This is a genomic window from Mycobacterium sp. E2479 (assembly GCF_001667925.1).
Lineage (GTDB): Bacteria > Actinomycetota > Actinomycetes > Mycobacteriales > Mycobacteriaceae > Mycobacterium.
Genome location: NZ_LZJR01000024.1, coordinates 19,355 through 42,916, shown reverse-complemented (window position 1 = coordinate 42,916; position 23,562 = coordinate 19,355). Strand labels below are relative to the sequence as shown.

The 23,562-nt window shown below is 66.2% G+C and carries 21 protein-coding genes; 10 read left to right on the top strand and 11 right to left on the bottom strand.

The genetic code is table 11. The annotated features are described in order from the left end of the window. Positions 1-77 precede the first annotated feature (77 nt). The 5 genes from A5686_RS02830 (at position 78) to A5686_RS02810 (ending at position 4,519) form a co-directional block, all read left to right on the top strand. Positions 78-635, top strand: a complete 558-nt coding sequence (locus A5686_RS02830; RefSeq protein WP_067930731.1) for a R3H domain-containing nucleic acid-binding protein — start codon at positions 78-80, stop codon at positions 633-635. 77 nt (positions 636-712) lie between these two features. After that, complete coding sequence (gene rsmG, locus A5686_RS02825) at positions 713-1,450, top strand: 16S rRNA (guanine(527)-N(7))-methyltransferase RsmG (RefSeq protein ID WP_067930728.1); 738 nt, start codon at positions 713-715, stop codon at positions 1,448-1,450. Further along, positions 1,447-2,463 carry a ParA family protein gene (locus A5686_RS02820; RefSeq protein ID WP_082947439.1) on the top strand — a complete coding sequence of 339 codons (1,017 nt, stop codon included), beginning with the start codon at positions 1,447-1,449 and terminating at the stop codon, positions 2,461-2,463. Before rsmG ends, A5686_RS02820 begins: the two co-directional genes overlap by 4 nt. Before the next feature lie 23 nt (positions 2,464-2,486). After that, positions 2,487-3,473 carry a ParB/RepB/Spo0J family partition protein gene (locus A5686_RS02815; RefSeq protein WP_067930722.1) on the top strand — a complete coding sequence of 329 codons (987 nt, stop codon included), beginning with the start codon at positions 2,487-2,489 and terminating at the stop codon, positions 3,471-3,473. Between the two features lie 266 nt (positions 3,474-3,739). Next, the gene (locus A5686_RS02810; protein WP_067930719.1) at positions 3,740-4,519 is read left to right on the top strand and encodes an acetyltransferase; all 780 of its coding nucleotides are present in this window, start codon (positions 3,740-3,742) and stop codon (positions 4,517-4,519) included. Here A5686_RS02810 and A5686_RS02805 read toward each other — a convergent pair. The 11 genes from A5686_RS02805 to A5686_RS02755 form a co-directional block, all read right to left on the bottom strand. Next, positions 4,516-5,736, bottom strand: a complete 1,221-nt coding sequence (locus A5686_RS02805) for an N-acetylmuramoyl-L-alanine amidase (protein WP_067930716.1) — start codon at positions 5,734-5,736, stop codon at positions 4,516-4,518. The genes A5686_RS02810 and A5686_RS02805 overlap by 4 nt on opposite strands. Before the next feature lie 131 nt (positions 5,737-5,867). Beyond that, complete coding sequence (trxA, locus tag A5686_RS02800) at positions 5,868-6,221, bottom strand: thioredoxin (protein ID WP_067930713.1); 354 nt, start codon at positions 6,219-6,221, stop codon at positions 5,868-5,870. Then, the gene (gene trxB / locus A5686_RS02795; protein ID WP_067930710.1) at positions 6,218-7,228 is read right to left on the bottom strand and encodes a thioredoxin-disulfide reductase; all 1,011 of its coding nucleotides are present in this window, start codon (positions 7,226-7,228) and stop codon (positions 6,218-6,220) included. Before trxB ends, trxA begins: the two co-directional genes overlap by 4 nt. A gap of 93 nt (positions 7,229-7,321) precedes the next feature. Then, entirely contained in the window at positions 7,322-8,092 is a 771-nt protein-coding gene (locus tag A5686_RS02790; protein ID WP_067930707.1) for a hypothetical protein, read from the bottom strand. Between the two features lie 72 nt (positions 8,093-8,164). Further along, the gene (gene sigM, locus A5686_RS02785) at positions 8,165-8,752 is read right to left on the bottom strand and encodes an RNA polymerase sigma factor SigM (RefSeq protein WP_067930704.1); all 588 of its coding nucleotides are present in this window, start codon (positions 8,750-8,752) and stop codon (positions 8,165-8,167) included. A 79-nt stretch (positions 8,753-8,831) separates the two neighbouring features. Beyond that, a complete protein-coding gene (locus A5686_RS02780; protein ID WP_231986263.1) occupies positions 8,832-12,476 on the bottom strand; it encodes a murein biosynthesis integral membrane protein MurJ in 3,645 nt (1,214 codons plus the stop codon). Next, positions 12,473-14,872 carry a hypothetical protein gene (locus A5686_RS02775; RefSeq protein WP_156749911.1) on the bottom strand — a complete coding sequence of 800 codons (2,400 nt, stop codon included), beginning with the start codon at positions 14,870-14,872 and terminating at the stop codon, positions 12,473-12,475. The genes A5686_RS02780 and A5686_RS02775 overlap by 4 nt, the downstream gene beginning before the upstream one ends. Next, entirely contained in the window at positions 14,869-15,603 is a 735-nt protein-coding gene (locus tag A5686_RS02770) for an NUDIX hydrolase (RefSeq protein WP_067930701.1), read from the bottom strand. The genes A5686_RS02775 and A5686_RS02770 overlap by 4 nt, the downstream gene beginning before the upstream one ends. Before the next feature lie 85 nt (positions 15,604-15,688). Then, a complete protein-coding gene (locus A5686_RS02765; protein ID WP_197520458.1) occupies positions 15,689-15,988 on the bottom strand; it encodes a hypothetical protein in 300 nt (99 codons plus the stop codon). 11 nt (positions 15,989-15,999) lie between these two features. Beyond that, a complete protein-coding gene (locus tag A5686_RS02760) occupies positions 16,000-16,332 on the bottom strand; it encodes a hypothetical protein (RefSeq protein ID WP_231986262.1) in 333 nt (110 codons plus the stop codon). 26 nt (positions 16,333-16,358) lie between these two features. Beyond that, positions 16,359-17,888: a hypothetical protein gene (locus A5686_RS02755; RefSeq protein ID WP_067930698.1), complete on the bottom strand. Its 1,530-nt coding sequence runs from the start codon at positions 17,886-17,888 to the stop codon at positions 16,359-16,361. Between the two features lie 132 nt (positions 17,889-18,020). On the opposite strand from A5686_RS02755, the gene A5686_RS02750 reads away from it, so the two are divergent. The 5 genes from A5686_RS02750 to A5686_RS02730 all read left to right on the top strand — a co-directional run bounded on the left by A5686_RS02750 (position 18,021) and on the right by A5686_RS02730 (position 23,364). Further along, complete coding sequence (locus A5686_RS02750) at positions 18,021-19,463, top strand: CCA tRNA nucleotidyltransferase (protein ID WP_067930695.1); 1,443 nt, start codon at positions 18,021-18,023, stop codon at positions 19,461-19,463. A gap of 24 nt (positions 19,464-19,487) precedes the next feature. Then, on the top strand, positions 19,488-20,000 hold the full coding sequence (locus A5686_RS02745; RefSeq protein ID WP_067930692.1) for a pullulanase: 513 nt from the start codon (positions 19,488-19,490) through the stop codon (positions 19,998-20,000). A 39-nt stretch (positions 20,001-20,039) separates the two neighbouring features. Next, positions 20,040-22,019: an alpha/beta hydrolase gene (locus A5686_RS02740; RefSeq protein WP_067930689.1), complete on the top strand. Its 1,980-nt coding sequence runs from the start codon at positions 20,040-20,042 to the stop codon at positions 22,017-22,019. 121 nt (positions 22,020-22,140) lie between these two features. Continuing rightward, positions 22,141-22,476 carry a DUF2563 family protein gene (locus A5686_RS02735; protein ID WP_197520457.1) on the top strand — a complete coding sequence of 112 codons (336 nt, stop codon included), beginning with the start codon at positions 22,141-22,143 and terminating at the stop codon, positions 22,474-22,476. A gap of 336 nt (positions 22,477-22,812) precedes the next feature. Next, entirely contained in the window at positions 22,813-23,364 is a 552-nt protein-coding gene (locus tag A5686_RS02730; protein ID WP_067930777.1) for a hypothetical protein, read from the top strand. Positions 23,365-23,562: the final 198 nt, after the last annotated feature.

The window sequence follows — 23,562 nt, the reverse complement described above, 5'->3', positions numbered from 1 at the left end:
CGGGCGGAATAGCTATCGGGGCCGTCCGCACAGGGTGACCCCAATTGGGCCGGGGCCCACGGATTGAGGGAGAAGACATGACAGACGCCGAGACCACCGAGCGCGACGTTGACACGGAGCTTGACACACGGTCGGACGCCGAAGATGCCGTTCCAGAGGACACCGATGCTTTGGAGGAGCGGTTGGTCGCCGAGGGCGAGATCGCCGGCGACTATCTCGAAGAGCTGCTAGACCTGTTGGACTTCGACGGCGACATCGACCTGGACGTCGAGGGCAGCCGTGCCGTCGTGAGCATCGATGGCAGCGACGACTTGAACAAGTTGGTGGGTCGCGGCGGCGAGGTGCTTGACGCGCTGCAGGAACTCACCCGCTTGGCGGTGCACCAGAAGACCGGGGTGCGGAGCCGGTTGATGCTCGACATCGCGAGTTGGCGGCGGCGGCGGCGCGAGGAACTGGCGGCGCTGGGCGACAAGGTCGCGCGCCGAGTTCTCGATTCCGGCGAGCGCGAAGAGCTTGCGCCGATGACGCCGTTCGAACGCAAGATCGTCCACGACGCCGTGGCCGCGGTCTCCGGAGTGCACAGCGAGAGCGAGGGCGTCGAGCCGGCGCGCCGCGTGGTCGTCCTGCGCGACTGAGGGCCCAGAGTTACAGCCGTGTAGTTCCCGTCGCGACCGACCTCTGAAGGGTTGAAAGTGGGCGCTCCGACTCGAAGATGTTTCACGTGAAACATGACGGCCCGCAGAATGTCGCGGGCCGCTCGGGGGAGGATGCCGGGATCAGGAACGCGCCGGACTCCGCGGCCGCCATCTTCGCCGAGCGGCTTGGAACCGCACAACAGTACGCGGAAATCCTTGCGACCGCGGGCGTGCATCGGGGCCTGCTCGGCCCCCGAGAGGTCGACCGCATTTGGGACCGCCACATACTCAACAGCGTGTCCCTCGCCGAACTCCTCGACCGGGGCGAGCGGATCATCGACATTGGCAGTGGGGCGGGCCTGCCCGGGTTACCGCTGGCGATCGCTCGACCCGATCTCGAGGTCGTGTTGCTCGAACCCCTGCTGCGACGCAGCGAATTTCTCAACGAGGTCATCAACGAACTAGGGTTGGCCGTCGAAGTGGTCCGTGGCCGTGCGGAGGAACCGGGTGTGCGTAACCGGTTCGGGGAGAGGGATGCTGCGGTGTCGCGAGCGGTTGCATCGTTGGACAAGTTGACGAAGTGGAGCATGCCGTTACTACGCCCAGGCGGGCGGATGCTCGCCCTGAAGGGGGAGCGGGCTTCCGATGAAGTTGAACAATATCGGCGTGTGATGGCAGCATCGGGCGCCGCTGATGTCAGGGTGGTGACATGTGGCGCGACCTATTTGCGTCCCCCCGCAACCGTAGTTTCAGCGCGCCGCGGGAGGCCGCCACACCACAAACCGGCACGGACCGGGAAGGCCCGAACCCGATGACTTCTTCAGCAGATTGGCCGGCGGCTTCTCAAACGCCGGCAGACGTCGTCCCGGCGGGACCGCCCGTTTCGGCCGCGGCGGATCCGGACGCACCCGCACCGTCGGCGGCCGCCGCAACGGCGCCCGCGCCAGCGAATGTTTCACGTGAAACATCGGACGAATTCGACACCCCGATAGGGGCTGCCGCCGAGCGCGCGATGCGGGTGCTGCACACGACCTACCCGCCGCTGCGCCGACCGTCCCACCGCCGCGTGTTCACCGTCGCCAACCAGAAGGGCGGGGTGGGCAAGACGACTACCGCCGTAAACCTTGCGGCAGCGCTCGCACTGCAGGGACTCAAGACGCTCGTCATCGACCTCGACCCCCAGGGCAACGCGAGCACGGCACTTGGGATCACCGATCGGCAATCGGGCACACCCTCCTCATACGAAGTCCTACTCGGCGAGGTCGCCGTGCGCGACGCGCTCCGGCGAAGTCCGCACAATGAGCGCCTGTTCTGCATCCCGGCCACGATCGATCTGGCCGGCGCCGAAATCGAATTAGTCAGCATGGTGGCGCGCGAGAATCGGCTGCGCACCGCATTGGCCGACCTCGACAGCCTCGACTTCGATTGCGTCTTCATCGATTGCCCGCCATCGCTCGGATTGCTGACCATCAATGCGCTTGTCGCCGCGCCGGAGGTGATGATCCCGATTCAGTGCGAGTACTACGCACTCGAGGGCGTCTCGCAACTGATGCGCAACATCGAAATGGTGAAGGCGCACCTGAATCCGAAGCTCGAGGTGAGCACCGTGGTGCTGACGATGTACGACGGCCGCACCAAACTCGCGGACCAGGTTGCCGAAGAGGTACGCAGGTACTTCGGAAGCAAGGTGTTGCGCACGGTCATTCCGCGCAGCGTGAAGGTTTCCGAGGCGCCGGGCTACAGCATGACCATCATCGATTACGACCCCGGCTCACGCGGGGCGATGAGTTATCTAGATGCGAGTCGTGAACTCGCCGAGCGTGATTGACCACCATCCGCGAAGGGACGACCATGACGCAGCCGTTACGCAAGAAGGGAGGCCTCGGCCGAGGCCTGGCTTCGCTTATCCCGACCGGCCCCGCGGAGGGCGACGCTGGGCCGGCTACGCTCGGCCCGCGGATGGGCGACGCGGCCGCCGATGTCTTGATCGGGGGACCACCGCCGCAGGACGCATCGTCGGTGGGCGCGGTCTACCGCGAGATCGCACCCGCCGACATCGAACGCAACCCGCGTCAGCCCCGTCAGGTGTTCGACGAGGAAGCCCTGTCGGAGCTGGTGCACTCGATCCGCGAGTTCGGCCTCTTGCAGCCGATCGTGGTGCGGGCGATCAAAGATTCCGCAAGCGGTGCGCGTTACCAGATCGTGATGGGGGAGCGGCGCTGGCGCGCGGCCCAAGAGGCCGGCCTGGCGACCATCCCGGCGATCGTGCGCGAGACCGGCGACGACGATCTGCTGCGCGACGCCCTGCTGGAGAACATCCACCGGGTGCAGCTGAACCCGCTGGAAGAGGCGGCGGCCTACCAACAGCTGCTCGACGAGTTCGGCGTCACCCACGATGAACTGGCGGCGCGCATCGGCAGGTCGCGGCCATTGATCACGAACATGATCCGCCTGCTCAAGCTGCCGATCGCGGTGCAACGGCGGGTGGCCGCCGGAGTACTGTCCGCCGGTCACGCGCGCGCGCTGCTGTCGCTGGAGGCCGGGCCCGAAGCGCAGGAGGAGTTGGCCGCCCGGATCGTCGCCGAGGGACTCTCGGTGCGAGCCACCGAGGAAGCGGTCACCTTGGCCAACCGCAGTGGTGCGGCCACGCCGACCGCCCCGCGACGCAAGCCAATCCAGATGCCCGGCCTCCAAGACGTTGCTGACCGGCTGTCGACCGCCTTCGACACCCGCGTCACCGTTAGCCTCGGCAAACGCAAGGGCAAGATCGTGGTCGAGTTCGGTTCGGTGGACGATCTACAGCGCATCCTCGACGTTATGTCCCCGCCCAAGGCATGAACCAGGACACCGTGTAATTACGTCACTGTGACACCGCGGCGGCGTTGGTGCCAAATTCGCGTATACCAGGAACACCGGCTCAGCGAAACGGCATGCACATCAACAACTTTCGGCCCTGGAGGGGTTGAGGCTCCTTGATGCGGACCGGTCCGGGGGCGCCAAACTCGATGACCAGGCCAAAGCTGGCCCGATCACGGCCACCTCTCCTATCCTGGAGGGGTTGCCGGTGCAGATGGCTGCAGTACCGCACAGAAGCCAGGAGGCTAGTGTCCGCTCGAATCATGCCGCTAAGGCTCGAGGCATTCGAGCAGCTTCCCAAGCACGCACGCCGGTGCGTCTTCTGGGAAGTCGATCCTGCGACCCTCGGTAATCACGACCACCTCGCGGACCCGGAGTTCGAAAAAGAAGCGTGGTTGTCGATGGTGATGCTGGAGTGGGGATCGTGCGGGCAGGTCGCGACCGCGGTCCCGGACGAGCGAAGCCAGGCCGAGCCACCATGCCTGGGCTACGTGTTCTACGCGCCGCCACGGGCGGTGCCGCGGGCACAGCGGTTCCCGACGGGTCCGGTGTCGGCGGATGCGGTGTTGTTGACGTCAATGGGTATCGAACCGGGACCGGCGGCCGACGACCTGCCACACGGCTTGATCGCCCGGGTCATCGATGAACTGGTACGCCGTGGCGTCCGCGCGCTCGAAGCGTTCGGGCGCACCCCGGCGGCCTCGGAACTGCAGGATCCGCGCTTGGTCGGTCCCGACGTACGGCCCGTGCTGGAAGCCGTCGGCGATTGCTCGGTGGACCACTGCGTCATGGATGCAGATTTCTTACAAGACACGGGTTTCGTTGTGGTAGCCCCACATACGTACTTCCCTCGGCTGCGCCTCGAACTCGACAAAGGCCTCGGCTGGAAGGCGGAGGTGGAGGCTGCCTTGGAACGCCTGCTGGAGAACGCACACCTGGAGCAGCCGGTGGGCGCCGGGTCCACGGCAGGGGGCACCGGATCCACGACAGCGAATGCGCGCGAAACCACCCTGGGTGGCTACGGTTAGGAACCGCCGAGTTGGCTGGTGCGTTCCACCGACAGTTCGTGGGCCAGCAGCTCGGCGAAAGTGAAAGTGCCAGTGGGGCGGTCGTTCTTGCCCAACAGGTACAGCCGCTTGACCGCGGCCAGGATTCCCTCGGCGATGGCGTCGCGAGTCTGCGTTGAGACCAGCATGGATCGGTCGCGGGGATTGGTGATGTAGCCGACGTCGACCTGTACGGTCGGCATCCGGGTCAGGCGCAGCAGGTCCCACGTCCGGCCGTGTGTGCGGCAGTCCCGTAAACCAGTGCGCGCCACCACTTCTCGTTGGATGAAGTCGGCCAGGTTGCGCCCGATGGTGGAGACCGAACCGTGCGAGTTGCCGAAATGGAAGGAAGCCACCCCGTTGGCGGCGGGGCTCGCCTGACTTTCGCAGCGCAGGCTGATCATCAGGTCTGCGCCGACATTGTTGGCGGTGGCGGCCCGTTCGGCATCGAGCGGACTGCGGTTGACCGGCCTCGACAGGAAGGTCTCCATGCCAATCGCGGCCATCCGCCCTTCCAGGCGGCTGGCCAAGTCCCACAACACATCTGCTTCGCTGACCGGTCCCGACGGGCCCTGCATGATCATGCCGTGGTCTGGGCCCCCGCGGCCCGGATCGATGATGATCCGCTTGCCCGACAACTTGGGACCGGATGAGCGAACCAACTCCTCTTCGCGTAGCGCGTGCGGAGATCCGCCGGTGACCCGCGAACTCAGGAAATGAAAGGAACGCAATGTTTCTGGCCCGCAGATCCCGTCGGCGGACAGGCCGTACTCGCGCTGATACGACATCAACGCGTTGTGGGTCTGCAACCCGAAGTATCCGTCGACCAGCCCGGTGTAAAAGCCCAGATCCTGCAAGCGAGCCTGCAGCGTGGCGACGTCGTCGCCGAACAGCGGGGCACCGAATTGGTGATACAGGATGCGGGCACCGAGCCGGTACGACGCCTCTTTGAGCGCCCGGTAGGTGGCCTCGCCGACGATGCCGTCCACCAGCAGGCCACGATGCTGCTGAAAGGCACGAACCGCTTGGTCGAGTTCGGCGTCGAAGAGCTCGAGGGCCACGTGCCGGCCGGTGTTGAGATCGTCCTCGGAGCTATCCAGCAGGCCCAGCGTGGCCAGCGTCGCCCGGATCTCGGTCACTGCAGCGCTGTGATCACCACAGCGCAGCGCGTCGCCGTATTCGCGGCGCGGACTCGGCATACCAAGGGCCCTCCGGGACTAATTGACAAGCTCAGATGTGGGCAACAGCTAACGGTATTGTCGCAGACGCTTGGTAAATTCGGGAAAACCCCAGGCTATGCGCGGGGCGTGGTGCGACGAACTAAATGAAATCAGCTGAGGTCGGGAACCGCGTCGGACAGCTCACGCAGTAACGCCGCCTTGCCTTTCGCGCCGACGATCCGCTTCACCGGCTGCCCGTCTTTGAACAGGATCAGTGTGGGGATGGAGACCACCTGGAAGTTCTGTGCGGTTTCGGGGTTGGCATCCACGTCGAGCTTGGCGACCGTGAGTTGTTCGCCTCGCTCGCTGGCGATCTCCTCGAGAACCGGCGCCACCATCTTGCACGGGCCGCACCACGTTGCCCAAAAGTCAACCAGCACAGGCTTATTGCTGGACAGCACGTCAGTGGAGAACGACGCGTCAGAGACTTCTAGTGTGCCACCGGCTTTTTCGGCGTCGGTCATTGTGGTGCTCCAATCAATGTGTCGGTACTGCCCGGAAATTCGGTGGTGTCGCCTTGTGCGGCGGCGCTGGACTCTTCGTGGTCGGCGAGCCAGCGTTCGGCGTCGATGGCCGCCGAGCAGCCGCTGCCGGCGGCGGTGACGGCCTGGCGGTAGGTGCGATCCACCAAGTCCCCGGCGGCGAACACCCCGTCAATCGAGGTGGCCGTGGTACGCCCGCGCACCAGCACATAACCGTCGGGATCGGTGTCCACCACCTCCCGGACCAACTCCGAGCGCGGATCATGCCCGATCGCCACGAACACCCCGCTCACCGCCAACGTCGAGACCTCCCCGGTGACGGTGTCGCGCATCCGCAACCCGGTCACCGACTGCTCACCCTCGACCGCCTCGACCGCCTTATTGGTCACGATGGTGATCTTGTCATTGGCACGCGCGCGATCCAGCATGATCCGCGAGGCCCGAAACTCCTCGCGCCGGTGCACCACCGTCACGCTGCGGGCAAACCGGGTCAAAAACGTGGCCTCCTCCATCGCCGAGTCCCCGCCCCCGATCACCGCGATGTCTTGATCCTTGAAAAAGAACCCATCACAGGTCGCACACGAGCTCACCCCGCGGCCCAGCAACTCCTGCTCGCCGGGCACCCCCAGATACCGGGCGGCCGCGCCCATCGCCAAGATCACCGCCCGCGCGCGTACCGTCTGACCCTCGGCCGTGGTCACCGCTTTGACCGGGCCCTCCAGCGAGACCGATTCGACGTCTTCCATCCGCAGATCCGCCCCGAACCGCAACGCCTGCTCCCGCATCTGATCCATCAACTCCGGACCGGTGATCCCGTCGCGAAAACCGGGGAAATTCTCTACCTCGGTGGTCGTCATCAACGCCCCACCAAACGCCGTGCCCTCAAACACCACCGGCGCCAACTGCGCCCGCGCCGCATACAACGCCGCGGTATACCCAGCAGGACCCGAACCAACAACGATCACGTCATGCACTGTGTCGGCGGTCATGGAAACCTTTCAAGCGATTCGTCTCTGGACTTGTGTAAACGCCAGCGTAGGCAAGGCTGTTCCCCGGTGTGTCGCATCACCCATCGCACCACATTAGGGGCGGGGGACCTGGGTATTGGCCAGTAATCCGGTATCGGCGGCGCTGCAGTTGGGGGAGACCGCGAAGACAGCCAGCGTGTGTGGGCTGTCGCCGGCTATGACCAGAACGACGCCGGGACGGGCGTTGATCTCGACCGGACGCGCCCCCAGGACCTGCGTGGATGCCGGATAGCCGAGGCCGGTGAGGCAAGAGGCGCGCCGCGCCGGGTCGTTGAGCGTTCCGTAGTCGGGGCTGCGGTCGAGCAGGCCGAGGATCTCGTTCCGTGAAAGCGGGACCTCCATCGGCGGCGTCGACAACGTGATGTGCTCGACGTCGCCAGGGGTGTCCGGGACGGGTTCGGGCGCATGCAGGAGCGCCACGGTCCCGAAGCCGATGGCGGAGAGCACCGCGCACAGGCCCGCGGCCGCCGCGACGGTCCGGGCCGGACGGATGTGTGGGCGGGCGGAGTGAACGGCCGGCCCGGTCGCATCGTCGGAAGCGGGCTCCGCCGAGCGCAGCGCCGCGGAAATTCGGCCGGTCATCTGCGGAGGCGGGTCAGGTGCGGAGCCTGGATCGGCGCCGACGGTGGCGAGGTCGCGGCGGACCCGATTCAAGGCACCCAACACGGCGGCGGCATCCGGGTCCGCGCGGACTCGACTGCGAACGCGGGCGGCGGCCTCGTCGTCGAGCATGCCGGCCTGCAGGTCGGCGAGCAGTTCGACGGTCAGCGGTGGGTCTGGTCCCGCGTCGCGGCCATCCGCCGCGTCGTTGTCCGCTGCATTCATCGGACCCAGTGTCCGTCATGCGCGCGCCGATGGCCACGCATAGCCCCGCGTGGGTGGGCGCTCGTCGACCGGTCAGGGCGGGCCGGCGGCGGCGTCGGGTAGAGCGTGGGCGCCGGTGTTGAGGTAGCCCAGCAGCTCGGCGAGCCGAACTCGGCCGCGGGCACAGCGGCTCTTGATCGTGCCTTCGGCGACGCCGAGGAGGCGGGCGGTGTCGGCCACGGAGTAACCCTGCATGTCGACGGCCACCACCGCGGCCCGCTGCTCGACGGGCAGCCGCATCAGAGCGCGCTGCACCGCGAGCGCGGTGTCGACCTGAGCCGTGCGATCGGCCACCGGATAGATGTCTTCCAGCGGCACGGTGGGGTGGGATTTGGTTCGGCGTAGCCGGTCCAGGCACGCGTTGACGACGATGCGGTGCAGCCAGCTGCCGACCGCGGCGTCATGACGGAATGCGCCGGCACCGCGGTGCGCGGAGAGCATGGCATCTTGCAGCGCGTCTTCCGCGTCCTCGGGGGTGCGCGTGGTCAGCCGGGCAAGCCGGTGCAGGTGCCGCCGGTGACGGTCAAAGAGCTCGCTGAACGCGTAACGGTCACCGGCCACATGGGCTGCCAGCAGTTCGGCGTCACTACGCTCATGCTTTGCATTTCTCCCCAAGCCCACGGCCGGACAGTAACTAATCGCCCATGCCGCGGCACTTCACTCAGAACGGCTTGTGTGAGTGCGGCAATTGGGCAGTAGATCAGGATGCCGCCTGAACGGTGATCTCCGAAAAGCCGGCTTGGCTCTTGCCATTGGTCGTTCCCAGCGTGGAGATCCACACCAGCAGGTTCGACGTCGGCGAGCCCGCCCTGACTGGGATCACGTTGTGGCCGGGCTTGAGCGTGAAGCCCTGGGCCAGCACGGTGGTGTCGTTGAGGCTCGACGGCGACGGTGAGGATGCCGCGCGGATCTCCACCTTCGTTCCGCTGCTCGGGGTGTCGATGGTGACTTGGCCGACCACGGTGGGGCCCGGCAGCTGCAGGATCAGCCCCTCGCCCTGCTTGAAACTAGGGAATGGGACGGCGTCGGTGTAGACCTCGGTCGCCCAGGCGGTCGAGGGATCGCCGTCGATGGCCTGCCCGGCGGTGCCCGCATTGTCGGCGTCGCCGTCGGGGGAGAAGACGGTCGCTTTGGTGGGTTTGACGACGCTGCCCGCCGCCGCGGGCGGGGCGCTCGACGAGGCCGACGCGGACGACGACGACGAGGGGCCGTTCAGTCCGAGCTCGTCCTTATTGAGGCCCCCGCCGACGTTGCCGAAGATCTTGCTCACGATCGACGCCAGCACCAGTAGGGCCACCACGATGACGGCGAGGCCGGCGCCGACCCCGATGAGCACGTTGCGTCGCCGACGGGCGAAGATCTCCTGGTCCTGACCGGGTGAGATCAAAGCCGTCGAAGGCGAGGGCGAATCGTCGATGGGACCTAGCACCTCGGTGCGGTCGGCGACTGCGGTGGCCTGCTGAAGCAGATTCAAAAGCGTTGAGGCGCTGCGTATTCCACCGTCCTCCTGGACCGCCCGCACGGCGACCGCGGAGATCTGAAAGGGGATATCGCGGTCGACCGTCATGGGCTCGACGGGGTTTCCGGAGGAGTCGCGTTGGGCGGCCGCGAGCCCGCTGCGCACCCCGCTCTCCACGATGGGCCATCGATTGACCAGTAGGGCGTAGAGCGCGGCGCCGATGCCGCGGATGTCGTCCTGCGGGTTGGCGTCGGGCATGGTGGCCGGGTAGGCCAGCACGACGTCGCCTTCGATACTGACCCGCACTCGGCTGGGGTGGTCGATCGACAGGGCGACGCCGGCGCGGTGGGCCGCATCGGCGGCCGCGGCCAGCGACTGCATGGCCCGCACAGCTCCCACCGGGGAGGGTGCGGTGTCGGCCACCTCCTGTAATGAGCCGCCCCGGATCCATTCGGAGACCACCAGGCCGCCGGAGCCGGTGTGCACCACGTCAAGGACGCGGGCGATACCGGGTTTGTCGATGCGGCTGAGCCGCAGGGTCCGCGACAAGATCTCCTGGAGGACCTCGTCGGGCAGGGCGCCGTCCGGGTCGACGAAGGTCAGTGCCACCTGCCGGTCCAGGGCGGTGTCCAGCGCCTGCCAGAACTGCAGTGGCGGGGCGCCGCCGTGGAACACCAGCAGTCGGTACCGGCCGCCGGCGATGCGGGCGCCGGGGACAAGGTGCACGTCGTCTCGTGTGGAATCCGCCGAATGTTCGCGCGGCGCTTCGAACGGGGTCTGTGCGTGCCGGGTACCGGGCAGCTCGGCGTTGGCCTGGTCGGACGGGCGCGCAGGGGGGGACCGCTTCGGCTCGTCGGCGGGGATGTCGGGTTGGAAGTCGTCGGCGACCGGCCGCGGCAGCGGAGTACCCGAGCCTGCACCAGGCCCAGAACTGGGGGCTGCGCTCTCCATCGGGCGGTCGGTCACCTCCGGTCCTTTCACTAGCCGGGCTCGGTTTGCCCGCTCCGGAGGCCTGCGCCGGATCGGCTCCTGGACCGCATTTACCCCAGGCGGGGACGAATTCCTCTGCTCAGGGTACGTGACCGGGCGCCGCTGAGACGATCGATCCTTGGCACTCGGTCTGCGCGGGCGCGGTCCGCGACCCGTGATGCGGTACCGCAGGGTGTCCCGCGCCGGCAGCGCCTCGGGGACCTGTGCGCGCAACATGACTGCGGCCGTGATCGGCAGCATGATCAGCCCCAGTACGAACAGCCGAAGCAGGGAACCGGCGCCGCCGTGCTCGGTGAGGGCTTCCAGCCCGGCCAGCCGGTCGACAACATGGGCGATCAATCCGGCCAGCATGGACGCGGTGAGTGTCACCAGGATCGTCCGGACTTCGCCCACGCCGATCAGGTGGCCGCCGGCCGGCAGCAGGGTGCGTCGCAGCAGGACGTAACCGATGATCGCGCCGGCGAGGAATCCGACGCCGTTGGCCAGTCCCAGAAAACCGGCCACCAGGTTGGGGTCGTCGGTGAGATGCGGCGCCAGCACCGAGCCGAGGATCTTGACGGCCGTGATGACCAGGATGATGACGATCGGCGTCCACGGCTGCTCGCGTGCGTAGAACACCCGCAGCTGCAGGAGCACCAGCCCGTAGGGGATCAGCGTGAAGGCCGAAAGGGTGATTGCGGCGCCCAGGTATCCCGCGTCGACGCTTCCGAAATGGCCGTAGGCGAACAGGGCGCTGCCAATCGCGGGGCCGCCGACGGTCATGAACGCCACGATCGGAATCAGCGTGATCAACGTCAGCCGGGTGGCCAACGACAGGTCTCCGAGGACGGCCTCGGTGTCGTCGGCTGCGGCGTTGCGGCTCAGCCGCGGCATCACCACGGTCAGTACCGTCACGCCGATCATGCCGAACGGCAGCATCAGGACCAGCCAGGTGTAGTTGTAGATCGCCGGGCCTGATGCCGCTGCGGTGCTTGCGATCTGGTTGCCGACCACCAGCCCGAGCTGGCTGATCAACACGTAGAGCACCATGGCTGCGGCCATCGTGCCGAAGCGCTTGAGTCGCTGGTCGATTCCCCACAGGGGGCGCAGGTCGACGCGCTGGCGGCGCAGTGCCACCCACAGCAGCCCGGTTTGGGCGAAGACGCCCAGCGTGGTGCCGACTGCGAGCACCAGCAACTTGGCGTTTCCCATCCGGACGGGATCGACGGACAACTCACCGGGAACCAGCGCGTAGACCGCCAGCGTCACAAGCGCGACGACGTTGTTGACGACCGGCGCCCAGGCGGTCGGCCCGAATACGTTGCGGGTGTTCAGGATCGCCATGAACACCGATGTCAGGCCGTAAGCGAGGACCTGCGGCAGCAGCAGGTAGGCGAAGGCGGTGGTCAATGGCTCGTTCACTTGCGGGTTGTGGCCGAGCATCAACCGCACCAACAGCGGGGCGGCCACCACCGACAGCGCCGTCGCGAAGATCAGCAGCGCCGTCGTCAAGGTGACCAGCCGCCGCACGAATGCCGCGCCGCCGTCGGGGTCGTTCTGCTCGGCGCGAGCCAGCACCGGCACGAAGATCGCCGTGAACGTCGCCTCCAGCACCAGCGCCGCCACCAGGTTGGGCAACTGGTTGGCCACCGAGAACGCGCTGGACAGCGCGGCGCCCAGGATCGCGGCCAGCAGCACCACCCGCGCGAAGCCGGTTAGCCGGCTGATCAACGTGGCGAAGGCCATCGCCCACGACCGTGATACCAGCGCGGCGTCAGAAAGCTCGGGACGCCGACGATCGATCTCGGCGGCAACGGGCGGCAGCGGACCGGTCGGCGGTGAGCCCGGCACCCGGGAATGCCGCGCCGGCTCGGGCAGGCGATGGTGTGGCTGGGCCTGCCGATAGGTGGGGGTCATACTCGGTGCTCTTGTTCGACCTGGTTATCGGCTGCGTCGGATCCGGCGGCGTGCCGGGCATCGGGTGGGTCGGGGCGGTCCAGGTCGGCGCGGTCGGGTTGGCCACGGAAGCGGTGCCACAGGCGTCTGCCGGCCAGCAAGATCAGGACCGCCGCGGCGGACAGCGTGATGGCGAACAAGACCTTGCCGTAGGCGTTGGAATGCACCGACAACCGCACCGGCTCGCCCAGCCGCAGACCGTCCGGGGTCCGCAGCGTCGCGTCAACGGCGACCCGCTGCGTGAAGTTCACTTCGACCGGAATGCGCAGCGGAAGGTAACCCGGCGGCAGCTCGATCTGGCCGATGTCGGTGACGTTCATCCCCGGGGGCGCATCGACATGCAGGCGCACCCGAATCGGAACGGCCAGGCCGTTGTGCAATGCGAGTGGCAGCGGGCTGTGCTCGGTGGCCAGGGTGTAGGAGCCGCCCGGGTTGACGATCGTCACCGCTCCGAACAGGTCGTTGATCGTTTTGCCGACCACCGCCAGGCGTTGCTGGGCCAACCCGTTGCGGGTGTCGGGCGGTTCGGACTGGCTCAGCGCGCGCAGCATGTCCTCGCGCAGGGGCGCGGTGTACTGGACGCCGGTCAGCCCGGTGCGATCGTCGGTCATCAGCGATGAGGTCAACCCCCACAGCCGGCCGACCTGCCCGGTGATGCCGGCGGTGACGTCATCGCTGAACTGGCCGGGTGCCGACGTGTAGGCGCCGACCTCTTCGGGTGTTTCGGTGGGGGCTTGCGCAGCCTGGTTGGCGTCGGCGACCACGACGGGCAGCGGGCGAGGCACCGCAAGGCCGGAGCGGATGGTGGTGGTAAGCGCCGTCAGGATGACCTGGGCGTCGTCGGCCTGCAGATTCCAGGTCGACGGCGGAACCAAGATCTGGGTGCGCGGATCGTCGCGGTTGAGCGCACGCCAGAAGATCGAGCCCAGCGCGTCCTGTCGCCGTGCGGTCACCGAGTCGTGTCCCAGCCGAACCGTCAGGGACGAGTCCAGGTACGTCGGCGCTCCTGGGCTGGCACCTGCCCCGGCCAGCGCGGCGCCCACCGCGGGGTCGAACGGCGCGACCATGACCTGCGGGGACAGTCGCCGGGGTGCGGTGTCGACCCCGGCATCAGCGGAGCCCTGTGCGTCGGTCGCGGACAGGTCGGCGGCGGCGATCGCCACCGTGTTGTCGTTGGCGCCGAGCAGCTTGACTGCGCGGCTGGTCAGCGGGCCGTCGGCTACCAGCGTGGCGCCGCGGATGGACGAGACGTCGAGGATCTTGTCGATGATGCCGTTCGCATTGGTGGTGGCGATGGCGCTCAGTCCCGGATCGCTGACGCGCTGCACGGCATCCAGATCGGCTTGGGCGTACGGGAGTGGGGCCACACAGGTCCGGTGCGCCAGGGCGCGCAGGCGGTTCAGCCATTCGGTCGCGGTGGCCTGCCCCGCGCCGGGGTGGGTAGGGGTACCGGGCAGTTGTGCGGAGTCTTCGGTGGAGTTGGACACCACATAGCCGGCGGTCATCGCGTTGACCGTGACCAGCAGATCCGGGTCGATCGCCAGGCACAGCGCGCGGCCGACCGCGCCGTCGGGATCGACGTCGTGACTAGTGGCGACTTCGGCCGAGGACAGCAGAATGTCGAGCCGACCGCCGCTGGCCAACGAGGTGGCTAGCTCGTCGTCGACAAGCCGCACCGGGATGGTTCCGCCCGGGACGCCGGGCGCCAGCCTGGGCCGGTCGGCCAGCGGCCACAGCATGGTAATCATCACCGGTTTAGCGGTGTCGGGCGCGACGACGGAGCCCACGTCATCGGCTCGGTCCGCCGGCACTCCCACCACCGGTAGCAGGAATCGTGCGTTGTCCAGGCGGGCGGGTGCGCCGTAGTCGGGGGTGCCGTTGGCGTTGACCAGGACGGGGTATATGCCGGGCTTCTCCACTCCCAGCGACGGCTTGGTCAGGGCGCGCAGCGGGGCCGACAGGGTGAAGCCGACTTCTTGCCCGCGTTGCAGTTCGGGCGCCACCGTGAGGAAATCCGCGGCGGGTTGGTATCCGTCGGTGTCACCGTCCAGCGTGGTGCGCAAACCCGCGGAGGTGGTGACGGCGTCGGCGTGCTCGAGGCGGACCATCACGTCGCGGACCGGCCGGTCGCCGATGTTGGTCACCATGCCGCTGACGGTCACGACGGGTGGACTGGTCGTGGTGACCACGTCCGGGGTGACCTGATCGATGCGGACTCGGACAAACGGCGTCACCCCGGGCTCGCCCGCCGCCGCACGCGGCATGACCGGCGCGGTGAGCATCGCAAGTCCGGCCACGATGGCGAGCACGGCGGCGATGCGCACCAAACCGGCCCACCGGAGACGCGGAGCTGTCACGGCCCGGGTCCGTGGCCGTTCTTCCGGCCAGCGGCCGGTTTGTCCGAATGCCGGGTCCGCGAATGCGTCTGCGGTCGGCGCCGCGGCGAGCTGGGCGGCAGCGGGGGAAGCGACGCCGGACCGTCGCTCTGCAGCTTGTCGATCAGCTCGTTGGCCACGCGCGCCAGGCGGCGTTCGTCGGCGTAGGCCAAGCGGGAAGGCAATTCGCCCATCGGCACCCAGGCCACCTCGGCGACCTCGAGATCCTCGTCGGAAAGCTCACCGCCGGAGAAACGCATTAGGTAGTGGTGCACGGTCTTGTGCACCCGACGGCCATCGGTGACGAACCAGTAGTCGATGCGGCCCAGCGCGGCCAGCACGCTGCCCCGGATGCCGGTCTCTTCGGCTACTTCTCTGATAGCGGTCTGCTCGGCGGTCTCACCGAGTTCGATGTGCCCTTTGGGCAGCGACCACAGCATCCGCCCGCGCCGGTCGATACGCCCGATCAGGGCGGCGACCTGAGACTCCCGTGGTCCATCGAGACCGTCGATGACCAGCCCCCCGGCCGAGGTCTCGTGGACGGTCCGCAGCTGATCCGGTCCGCGGCGAGACGATCGGGATCGGCGGGATTTGGTGGCCGTCGAGTCGCCCGTCGCTCGACCGTTAGTGGGCTTTTCGGGCGAAGTCGCGGCGCCACGGCCACGGCGCCGCCCCCGGCGCCGACGTGGTTTGCCTTGTTCGCCGTCCGACACCCAAGCGATAGTAGCTGGCACGGCATCTTCTCCTGGAGATGCTCGCCGCCGGGTGACTGCGCGAAGGTTCGGCGCGGGCCGTTCGTCAGATCGGGCCTATTGCTGCGGCGATAGCCCACAGTGCGCCAAAGATAAGCAGCGAGATGGGCCCGGACAGGCTTCCGATGAGCATGCCGCGCCCGATCTGACCCATTGTCCCCGGAGCCAGCATTACCAGAGCCGAGATCGCCATGTATATCAGAACGACCGGCAGCACGAAGACGATTGAATACGGCATGAAAAGCCACGTGGCGAACTCGACGATGAAAATGTGAAGTACCGCCACCACGAAAGCGACCGGGCCATAACGCGACTTCGATACCGGTATCAGCGATTCGTCGGTCACCACAACACCTTTCAGCGCAAGACCAAGTACGCGTAAACAATTCCACCGATAAACACGGTCGCGGACGATCCCGCAATGCTCAGGGCAAGACCGCGATTGCGCGGCGACGACGACTGCGCGAGTGCGGCGGCGACCGCAAGAGACACCAGCGTGGTGATCGCGGCGGCGACGAACATCCAGCTACGTTCGGTGAGTCCGCGCTCGGTTGCGAAGGGTCCCTTGCCCAACCCCCACATCACGACAAGAAGCAACCCGACGACGATCTGGACGACGAACGGCGACGACAACGTTGCCGTGCGCCATGCACCCGCGTCCAGGTCACGAACTCGAGCAAAATACGACATGTCTTGCTGCTTTCAGTAATTCGCGGTCATGCGGGAACCGCGGTCCCGGTGGGCAGGGTAGGAACCGAGGGTATGTCGGTAACCAGGCCGAAGTCGATCGGGGGCAAAGGAGCCGGCACATCATATTTCATGTTCCAGCCATTTGAATCGAACGGCGCGAACGCCTTGCCGCCGAGGGGGCCGACGTCGTGATGGCCGGGCAGGTTGAAAGCCGGTCCCCATGATCGGCCGGATTGAGCCGGGTCGATCAGTGCTGTGCGGGTGCCGCCGTTTTGCGAGTCTTGATACACCTCCAAGGAGGGGTAATCGGTGTGCGTCCCGTTGACCTGGACACCCCCTTGTCCGGGGGTGAAAACCAGGTCGCCGTTGACCGTTAGTGTATGGCCCGCAAACGGCCCGGTGGGATCTCCGGTGACCCTTGGGGCGAAAGGGTTGCCTGCGTCGTATTTGATACGAACGGATCCATCGCAAAGTTGCGTCACGCTGCCTTTGGGTATGCCGACCTTGACCCGACCTGGCTCGCCGGTGGAGGTCTCCTCGACTGAAGGGTTCTGCCTTAGGACGATGAGCCCGTTTTCGTAGTCGATGTAAGTGGTGACCTTGGTGTCTTCAGGGTCGAAGTTGGGATTGGGTCCCCGGTTGTTCCCAAGGTCTCGCTTCCACGGCGGAAAGCTGGTCACGTCGCGTTGTTCAATCCATTGCGAGACACGGACGACGCCTTGCCCGGGCACCGGGCGAATCTTCACCACTCGGATCTGCGATTTAGCGCCCTTGAACATCGGGTCGTAAGTCTGCTGATCGAGAGCTGCCGCAGTCTCCCAGTCGGTGGCCGAAGTCGGTTCGCGGCCGAAGACTTGCCTGAAGGCCTCGATCTGGTTGTGCCGCCGCTCCTCATCTTGGACGTTCTGCGTAGGCCATTCCGGGATGTCGCCGTCCAGGGCTTGGATCGGTGGCTGATACCCGTCCTGGTTGTGCAGGTTGGCCAGCGAGGTGTGCAGCCGCCTAGAGTACCGACCGCGGACGCGCTTGAGGTTGCTCAGCGAAGCCTTGGTGTCGCCGACTGCATGCTTCTCGAGTCCATCGATGTAGTGCTCCAGCAGTCGCCTTTCGAAGACCGTCAGCGCCAGGTTGTTTTCCAGCTCGACCGCCTCACCGATCTGATCGTCGAGACCTTGGAGCGCGCCTTCGAGCGATGAAATCTCGCCCTTTCCCGATCGTTGGGCCTCGGCCAGTGCGGCTGCGATGTTTTCCAGATCGGCACCGATTTGGGGCAACTGAGCTGTCTGTACCCCGAGTGAGGTCGTAGCCCGCTGAACCTCGGCCGACTCGTTGATCGGATTCTCGCCGTTCTCCCGCGTCCAAGCTTTGTTGAAGCGAGTTCGCGCCAAGTTGAATGCTGCTTCCGCTTCCGCCGTGGCTCGACCGGCGTCATGAAACGCTTTCGCGAGGTTCGAGATCTGGGCCGGCCGCCCGCTCTGCAATGTGGCGTTGATCTTCCACGGGTCTCCACCCGCGAACGCGATCAGTGCGCCCTTGCTTATGAATCGGAGATGCACCGGACGGTCCCCCAGTTCGCCTTTCTTGTCGCAGTAACGCTACTGACGCTCCGCGCCGGGTCAATTCACCTTTGGTGACTGCGAGGCTCCTCACACGGGCTTTTCGCCCGCGGCCGACTAGGCTGATCGAACGTGCCCGACGCCGCCCAGGATGCCGACCTGTTGACCGCCGCCGCGGTCGCGCTGAATCGGCATGCGCCCATGCTGGCCGAACTCGGCTCAGCGTTCGGCGCCGCGGGGCATGAGCTTTATCTCGTAGGCGGTTCGGTACGGGATGCCTTACTGAGCAGGTTGAGCCCCGATCTGGATTTCACCACCGACGCACGCCCGGAGCAGGTGCAGCAAATCCTGCGGCGGTGGGCCGACAACCTATGGGACACCGGGATCGAATTCGGCACCGTCGGCGTCGGAAAGGGCGACCAGCGCCTGGAGATCACGACCTTTCGCGCCGACACCTATGACCAACAGTCCCGCCATCCCGAGGTGCGGTTCGGCGACCGCCTCGCGGACGATCTGGTGCGCCGCGATTTCACGGCCAACGCGATGGCCGTGCGCATCACCCCGCAGGGACCGGGCGAATTCCTAGACCCGCTAGGCGGTTTGGCGGCACTGCGCGCGCGGGTGCTGGACACACCTGCCGAGCCGGAGGTGTCCTTCGGCGACGACCCACTGCGGATGTTGCGCGCGGCGCGGTTCGTCTCGCAGCTCGGCTTCGGTGTTGCACCGCGTGTGCGAGAGGCGATCGATCAGATGGCCCCGCAGCTCGCGCGGATCAGCGCCGAAAGGGTCGCCACCGAACTGGACAAGCTGTTGCTCGGCGATGACCCGACGGCGGGCATCGATCTACTGGTGCAGACCGGCATGGGTGAGGTGGTGCTGCCCGAGGTCGGCGGCATGCAGATGGCCATCGATGAACATCACCAACACAAGGACGTATACCAGCACTCACTGACCGTCTTGCGCCAGGCGATCGCCTTGGAGGACGACGGCCCGGACTTGGTGTTGCGTTGGGCCGCGCTGCTGCACGACATCGGCAAGCCCGCGACTCGGCGCCACGAAGCCAACGGTGGCGTGAGCTTTCATCACCACGAGGTCGTCGGCGCCAAAATGGCCCGAAAGCGGTTGCGGGCCTTGAAGTATTCGAGGCAAATGGTCGAGGACGTCTCGCAACTGGTCTATCTGCATCTGCGGTTTCACGGCTACGGCGATGGGAAGTGGACCGATTCCGCCGTGCGCCGCTACGTCACCGATGCCGGCCCGCTGCTGCCTCGGCTGCACAAGCTGGTGCGAGCCGACTGCACGACCCGCAACAAGCGGCGGGCGGCGCGACTGCAGGCCAGTTACGACCGACTCGAGGCACGCATCGCCGAGCTGGCCGCCCAAGAGGATTTGGCGCGGGTGCGACCCGATTTGGACGGCAACCAGATCATGGAGCTCCTCGGCATCCCGGCCGGTCCCCAAGTCGGCGAGGCGTGGCGTTATCTGAAGGAGCTCCGGTTGGAGCGCGGACCGTTGGACCACGACGAGGCGACCGCGGAACTGTTGGCGTGGTGGCGGTCTCGTGGGAACGACTAGCGGCATCCGCGCGTCCGAATACGCATGGACTACTGCATAGCTGGCGATAACGGCGCTGCCGTCATTTGGCACGCGCAACCCGACCTCGACCTGGACGGCGACGGGCGGTTGGAATCGATCGGTATTGATTTCGACCACGACGGTCTGCGCGACGACGCACTCGCCGATCTCGACGGCGATGGCGTCGTCGATCACGCCGTGCTGGACATCGACAACGACGGCACCCCCGAGGCGTACTTCACCGACGACGGATCCGGAACGTGGGCTGTGGCCATGGACGGGGGCGGCGGCCAGCTGCGCTGGTTCGGCCTCGATGGTGTCGAGCACACCGGCGGTCCTCTGGTCGACTTCGACGGGCACGGGCGCGCCGACGCTCGCCTCGTCGACACCGATGGCAATGGGCTGGCCGACCGTGTTCTGCGATCTGACGAACGCGGCGTGACCGGATACGTCGACACCGATGGCGATGGCAAGTGGAACGTCCGGCTGACCGACACCGACGGCGACGGTCTCGCCGATGGCGCGAGCGCGCTCTGACGGCAATTCGGTGCCTTAACGCGCTTCGTCGGGGACCCGATGCAACTGCGCCACCTGAACATTCCGTTTCTCGTTGCCGAGGCGGTCGGCGATCCCTGGTCGATCGACGCCAGTATGCAAGCCGGAGCCCCAGCGCAGATCTCGGCTCTAGCCAAAGCCTTTCGTGACGCCGGGGTAAACACGGTGGAGGCCAGCTTCGCGTTTGAGGCTGCCCGTCGCCGGTTCGAGGCGTCGTGGAATCACCAGAATGGTGAGCATCCGATCAACGACGTCGACGAGGTACAGCGCGCGACCCGCTCTCTCGGCCTGCAGGCCGAGCGATTGCCGGAGATCGCAATCGCTTTGGAGAATATCGCCGCCGCGTTGGCCGAGGCGCAACGCGCCTCCGCGTGGTACCTCGCTGCGCTGGAGTACGACCTCGAGGACATCGACGCCGAGCTTTGCGACGCTTTCGCGGACGACGACCACTGCGCGGCCGACAACCTGCGCGGGGACGCTGTTACCGAGGTGAACGCAATAGTGCAGGTGCTTCGCCAGATTCGCGATCGGTATTCGGCCATGCTTGCAACGGGGCTAAGGCATCTGCGTGCCGAGGGCGCCGATCCGGCGGAGGTTCAAGGTGTCGACAAGCTGTCGATTCCATGGCCGGGCAACAGCCCAGAAGAAGTCAAACGATGGTGGGACGCGTTGAGCGCAAACCAGCAACGTCTGCTGATCGAGCAGCACCCTTACGAGTTGGGCAACCTCAACGGCGTACCGGCGGAGACGCGTGACTCGGTGAACCAGGCAGCGATGAAAGACAACCTGCGCAGGGTCGAAGACGCGGTCCGCCAGCGTGGGCTCGATCCCTCGACGCTCCGAGACGACGCGCTCAACGACCGGAATGCGGACGTGTTCTCCAACCCAGGCGATTATGGGCTTTGCGCCACAGACATCGCCCGATACCAAAACGCGGTGAAAACAAACGACTTCCTCGAGCGCGACAAAGGGTCCGACGCATCTCGCGGTGTCCCAATTATGTTGTGGGCGTACGACCCGCTGGCGTTCAACGGCAAGGGCAGGGCAGCCATCGCGATCGGCAACCCGGACAAGTCCCGCAACACGGCGGTCATCGTCCCGGGCACCAACAGCAGTGTGCGGGGAGGGTGGATGTCCGACGGGACAGACGACGCCCTCAATCTTTATGAGCAGTCGATGAAGGCCGACCCTCGCCATACCACCGCTGTGGTGGCCTGGATGGGTTATGACGCACCAGAATTCGACCACCCGCACTGGCAGCAGGCCCTCACCGACCCATCGATGTTGGAACAGGTGGGCACCCCGTGGCGGGCACGCCAGGCGGGCGCGCTGCTGGCCGCCGATGTCAATGGCCTTGGCGCCACCCATGAGCCGTCGACCCCAGCACATGTAACGGTTCTCGGCCATTCCTACGGATCCACCACGGTGGCTGACGCATTCGCAAACAGCGGCATGCGGGCCAATGACGCCGTGCTAACCGGTTGTCCAGGAACAGATTTAGCGCACAGCGCCGGGGACTTTCGTCTCGACGGTGGCCGATTGTATGTGGGTGCCGCTTCGACCGATGCGGTCAGCTGGATCGGCGATTCGGGTACCGGACTCCCGAATGGCTTGAACGCGACGCTGGACCAACCGCTGGGCCCATTGGCCGGGCTGGGCACCGATCCCGCTCATGCAGGTTTCGGGGAGGTGCGGTTTCACGCCGAAGTCGCGGGCTCGCGCAGCGTAGTGCCGTGGTTCACCGACCACTCGCACTATTACGACGTGGGCAGCGAATCGCTGCACAACATGACCGAGATCGTCACCGGGCACGGCGATCGCCTGTCCGGCGAAGGCATGCTGGCGCGTGATCGATCCGCAGCGCGCATCGCCCTTCCTTTCCAGTTGCATACCCGCTTGGGGACGGTTTCGCTGCCGCACGTCGGGATCCAGGTGCCCGTCACCGTCGATCCGGAATGGGATCGACCCGCGCGATCGGTCACCAATGGTCATGGGTTCTAGCGACGGCTCCCATTGGCGGGCGGTTCAGGTGAATTGACCACTCCCAAAGTGGCATTTAGCTTGATCAAATGGCGTACGCGGCCGGGAGGCTGTGCTCGAACCCATCGCGTGAACGGAAGGAGTGCCAGTGTTCGTCGATGCGGAGCTGTTGCGTTCCGGAGGCAACCAGTCCCACCGCGCAGGAGGTCACGCCCAGGACGGGGCGGATCAGTTGGCAGGCGGAACCGTGGCATCGGGAATGTTCGGTGACTTCGCGGCGGCCGACGCCTTCCACAGTGCGGTGTCGGCAGCGCACGGGCACCACGTGAAAACCCTGCAAGGCCACAGTGAGACGCTCACAGGAGTCGGCACCAAGGCGCACCATGCGGCCAACGGGTTCACCAGCATGGACAAAAACAACGCCACCGAAATGCAAGCGCTGCGACCGAGTTCGGGTCCGTCGGCACACGACGTATAGACAAAGCCCGTCGCGGAGGACCCACACCGCGCGGCCACGTTCACAAATGTGGCCGGCGATTGGTCTGGGTGCGATTGCCGTCCTGCTGGGCGCCGGGGTCCTCATTGTGGCATTTACCCTTCGTACGAACAGTCAGCCAGCGGCGTCCTCAACCACGTTGACGATGCCCTCATACACTGCTGACCAGGCTGCCGCTACACATCAGAAGTTGTGGAGACTCGCGGCGCACAGTGAATTGCTTGGCGTCCGGTTCCTTGCTCCACTATTGATGGAGCGAAGGCCGTTTGGACGATTTGTATGGTGTCGCGCACAGACGTGCCGAATAGAGGAGGGAATATGGCGGGAGACCTGCCTTCGGATCATGGTGCAGGGCCATCTGTCCCGCCGCCTGCTGGAAGTTGGCCTCCACCGCAAATCCCGCAGCCAAAATTTCGTCCACGCCCATGGCTGACAAGCGCGGTAGTTGCGACCGCCGCGGTGGCTGTTGCTGCGCTAGTCGTAGCACTAACGCGACCGACGGCTTCGCACTCCTCAGCCGTTACCACTACGGCGCCCACCTATACGGCGGCGGAGACCGGCGCCGCGCAGAAAGCGCTTTGCGACACCTACAAGCTGGTAGCGCGAGCGGTGGAAGTGGACACCAACGGAACGGACAAGGCACTGGCCCGTATTGCGGATACCAATGGCGCCGTGATGCTCGACATGGCGTCCGAAGCTCCCGCTCTTGATACCAACCATCGAGACGCGGCGCACGCTTTGGCGACTGCTTACGGAACAGTTACTGCCCTGGGCAGTAGCGCTGTCGCCAGCGATGCAGATTATCGAGCTGCCCTCGACGACGTCATCGCGAAAGACGCAGTCATGAAAAAGGTATGCGGTGGGGGTTGATCTTCCGCCGGGTAAGTGGTCAGCGGCGCTCGTCGGTGCGTGGTGGCCAGCGCCGTCAACGACACTGCGGGCAGGCGCACAACACTGGAGTCAGGCTTCTGCAGAGCAGCAACGATACTCGCAACACCTGCGTAATCTTTGGACAAAAATCGCGGCCCACAACAAGGGTCACACGGCAGACGACCTCATTTCGCGATA

What these genes read in the sequence shown, in the direction of transcription:
- A5686_RS02740 (WP_067930689.1), top strand. Translation starts at nt 20,040, where the DNA reads ATGCAACTGCGCCACCTGAACATTCCGTTTCTCGTTGCCGAGGCGGTC.
- trxA (WP_067930713.1), bottom strand. Translation starts at nt 6,221, where the DNA reads ATGACCGACGCCGAAAAAGCCGGTGGCACACTAGAAGTCTCTGACGCG.
- A5686_RS02830 (WP_067930731.1), top strand. Translation starts at nt 78, where the DNA reads ATGACAGACGCCGAGACCACCGAGCGCGACGTTGACACGGAGCTTGAC.
- trxB (WP_067930710.1), bottom strand. Translation starts at nt 7,228, where the DNA reads ATGACCGCCGACACAGTGCATGACGTGATCGTTGTTGGTTCGGGTCCT.
- A5686_RS02730 (WP_067930777.1), top strand. Translation starts at nt 22,813, where the DNA reads ATGGCGGGAGACCTGCCTTCGGATCATGGTGCAGGGCCATCTGTCCCG.
- A5686_RS02820 (WP_082947439.1), top strand. Translation starts at nt 1,447, where the DNA reads ATGACTTCTTCAGCAGATTGGCCGGCGGCTTCTCAAACGCCGGCAGAC.
- A5686_RS02760 (WP_231986262.1), bottom strand. Translation starts at nt 16,332, where the DNA reads ATGTCGTATTTTGCTCGAGTTCGTGACCTGGACGCGGGTGCATGGCGC.
- A5686_RS02780 (WP_231986263.1), bottom strand. Translation starts at nt 12,476, where the DNA reads ATGACCCCCACCTATCGGCAGGCCCAGCCACACCATCGCCTGCCCGAG.
- A5686_RS02745 (WP_067930692.1), top strand. Translation starts at nt 19,488, where the DNA reads ATGGACTACTGCATAGCTGGCGATAACGGCGCTGCCGTCATTTGGCAC.
- A5686_RS02815 (WP_067930722.1), top strand. Translation starts at nt 2,487, where the DNA reads ATGACGCAGCCGTTACGCAAGAAGGGAGGCCTCGGCCGAGGCCTGGCT.
- A5686_RS02790 (WP_067930707.1), bottom strand. Translation starts at nt 8,092, where the DNA reads ATGAATGCAGCGGACAACGACGCGGCGGATGGCCGCGACGCGGGACCA.
- A5686_RS02805 (WP_067930716.1), bottom strand. Translation starts at nt 5,736, where the DNA reads ATGCCGAGTCCGCGCCGCGAATACGGCGACGCGCTGCGCTGTGGTGAT.
- rsmG (WP_067930728.1), top strand. Translation starts at nt 713, where the DNA reads ATGTTTCACGTGAAACATGACGGCCCGCAGAATGTCGCGGGCCGCTCG.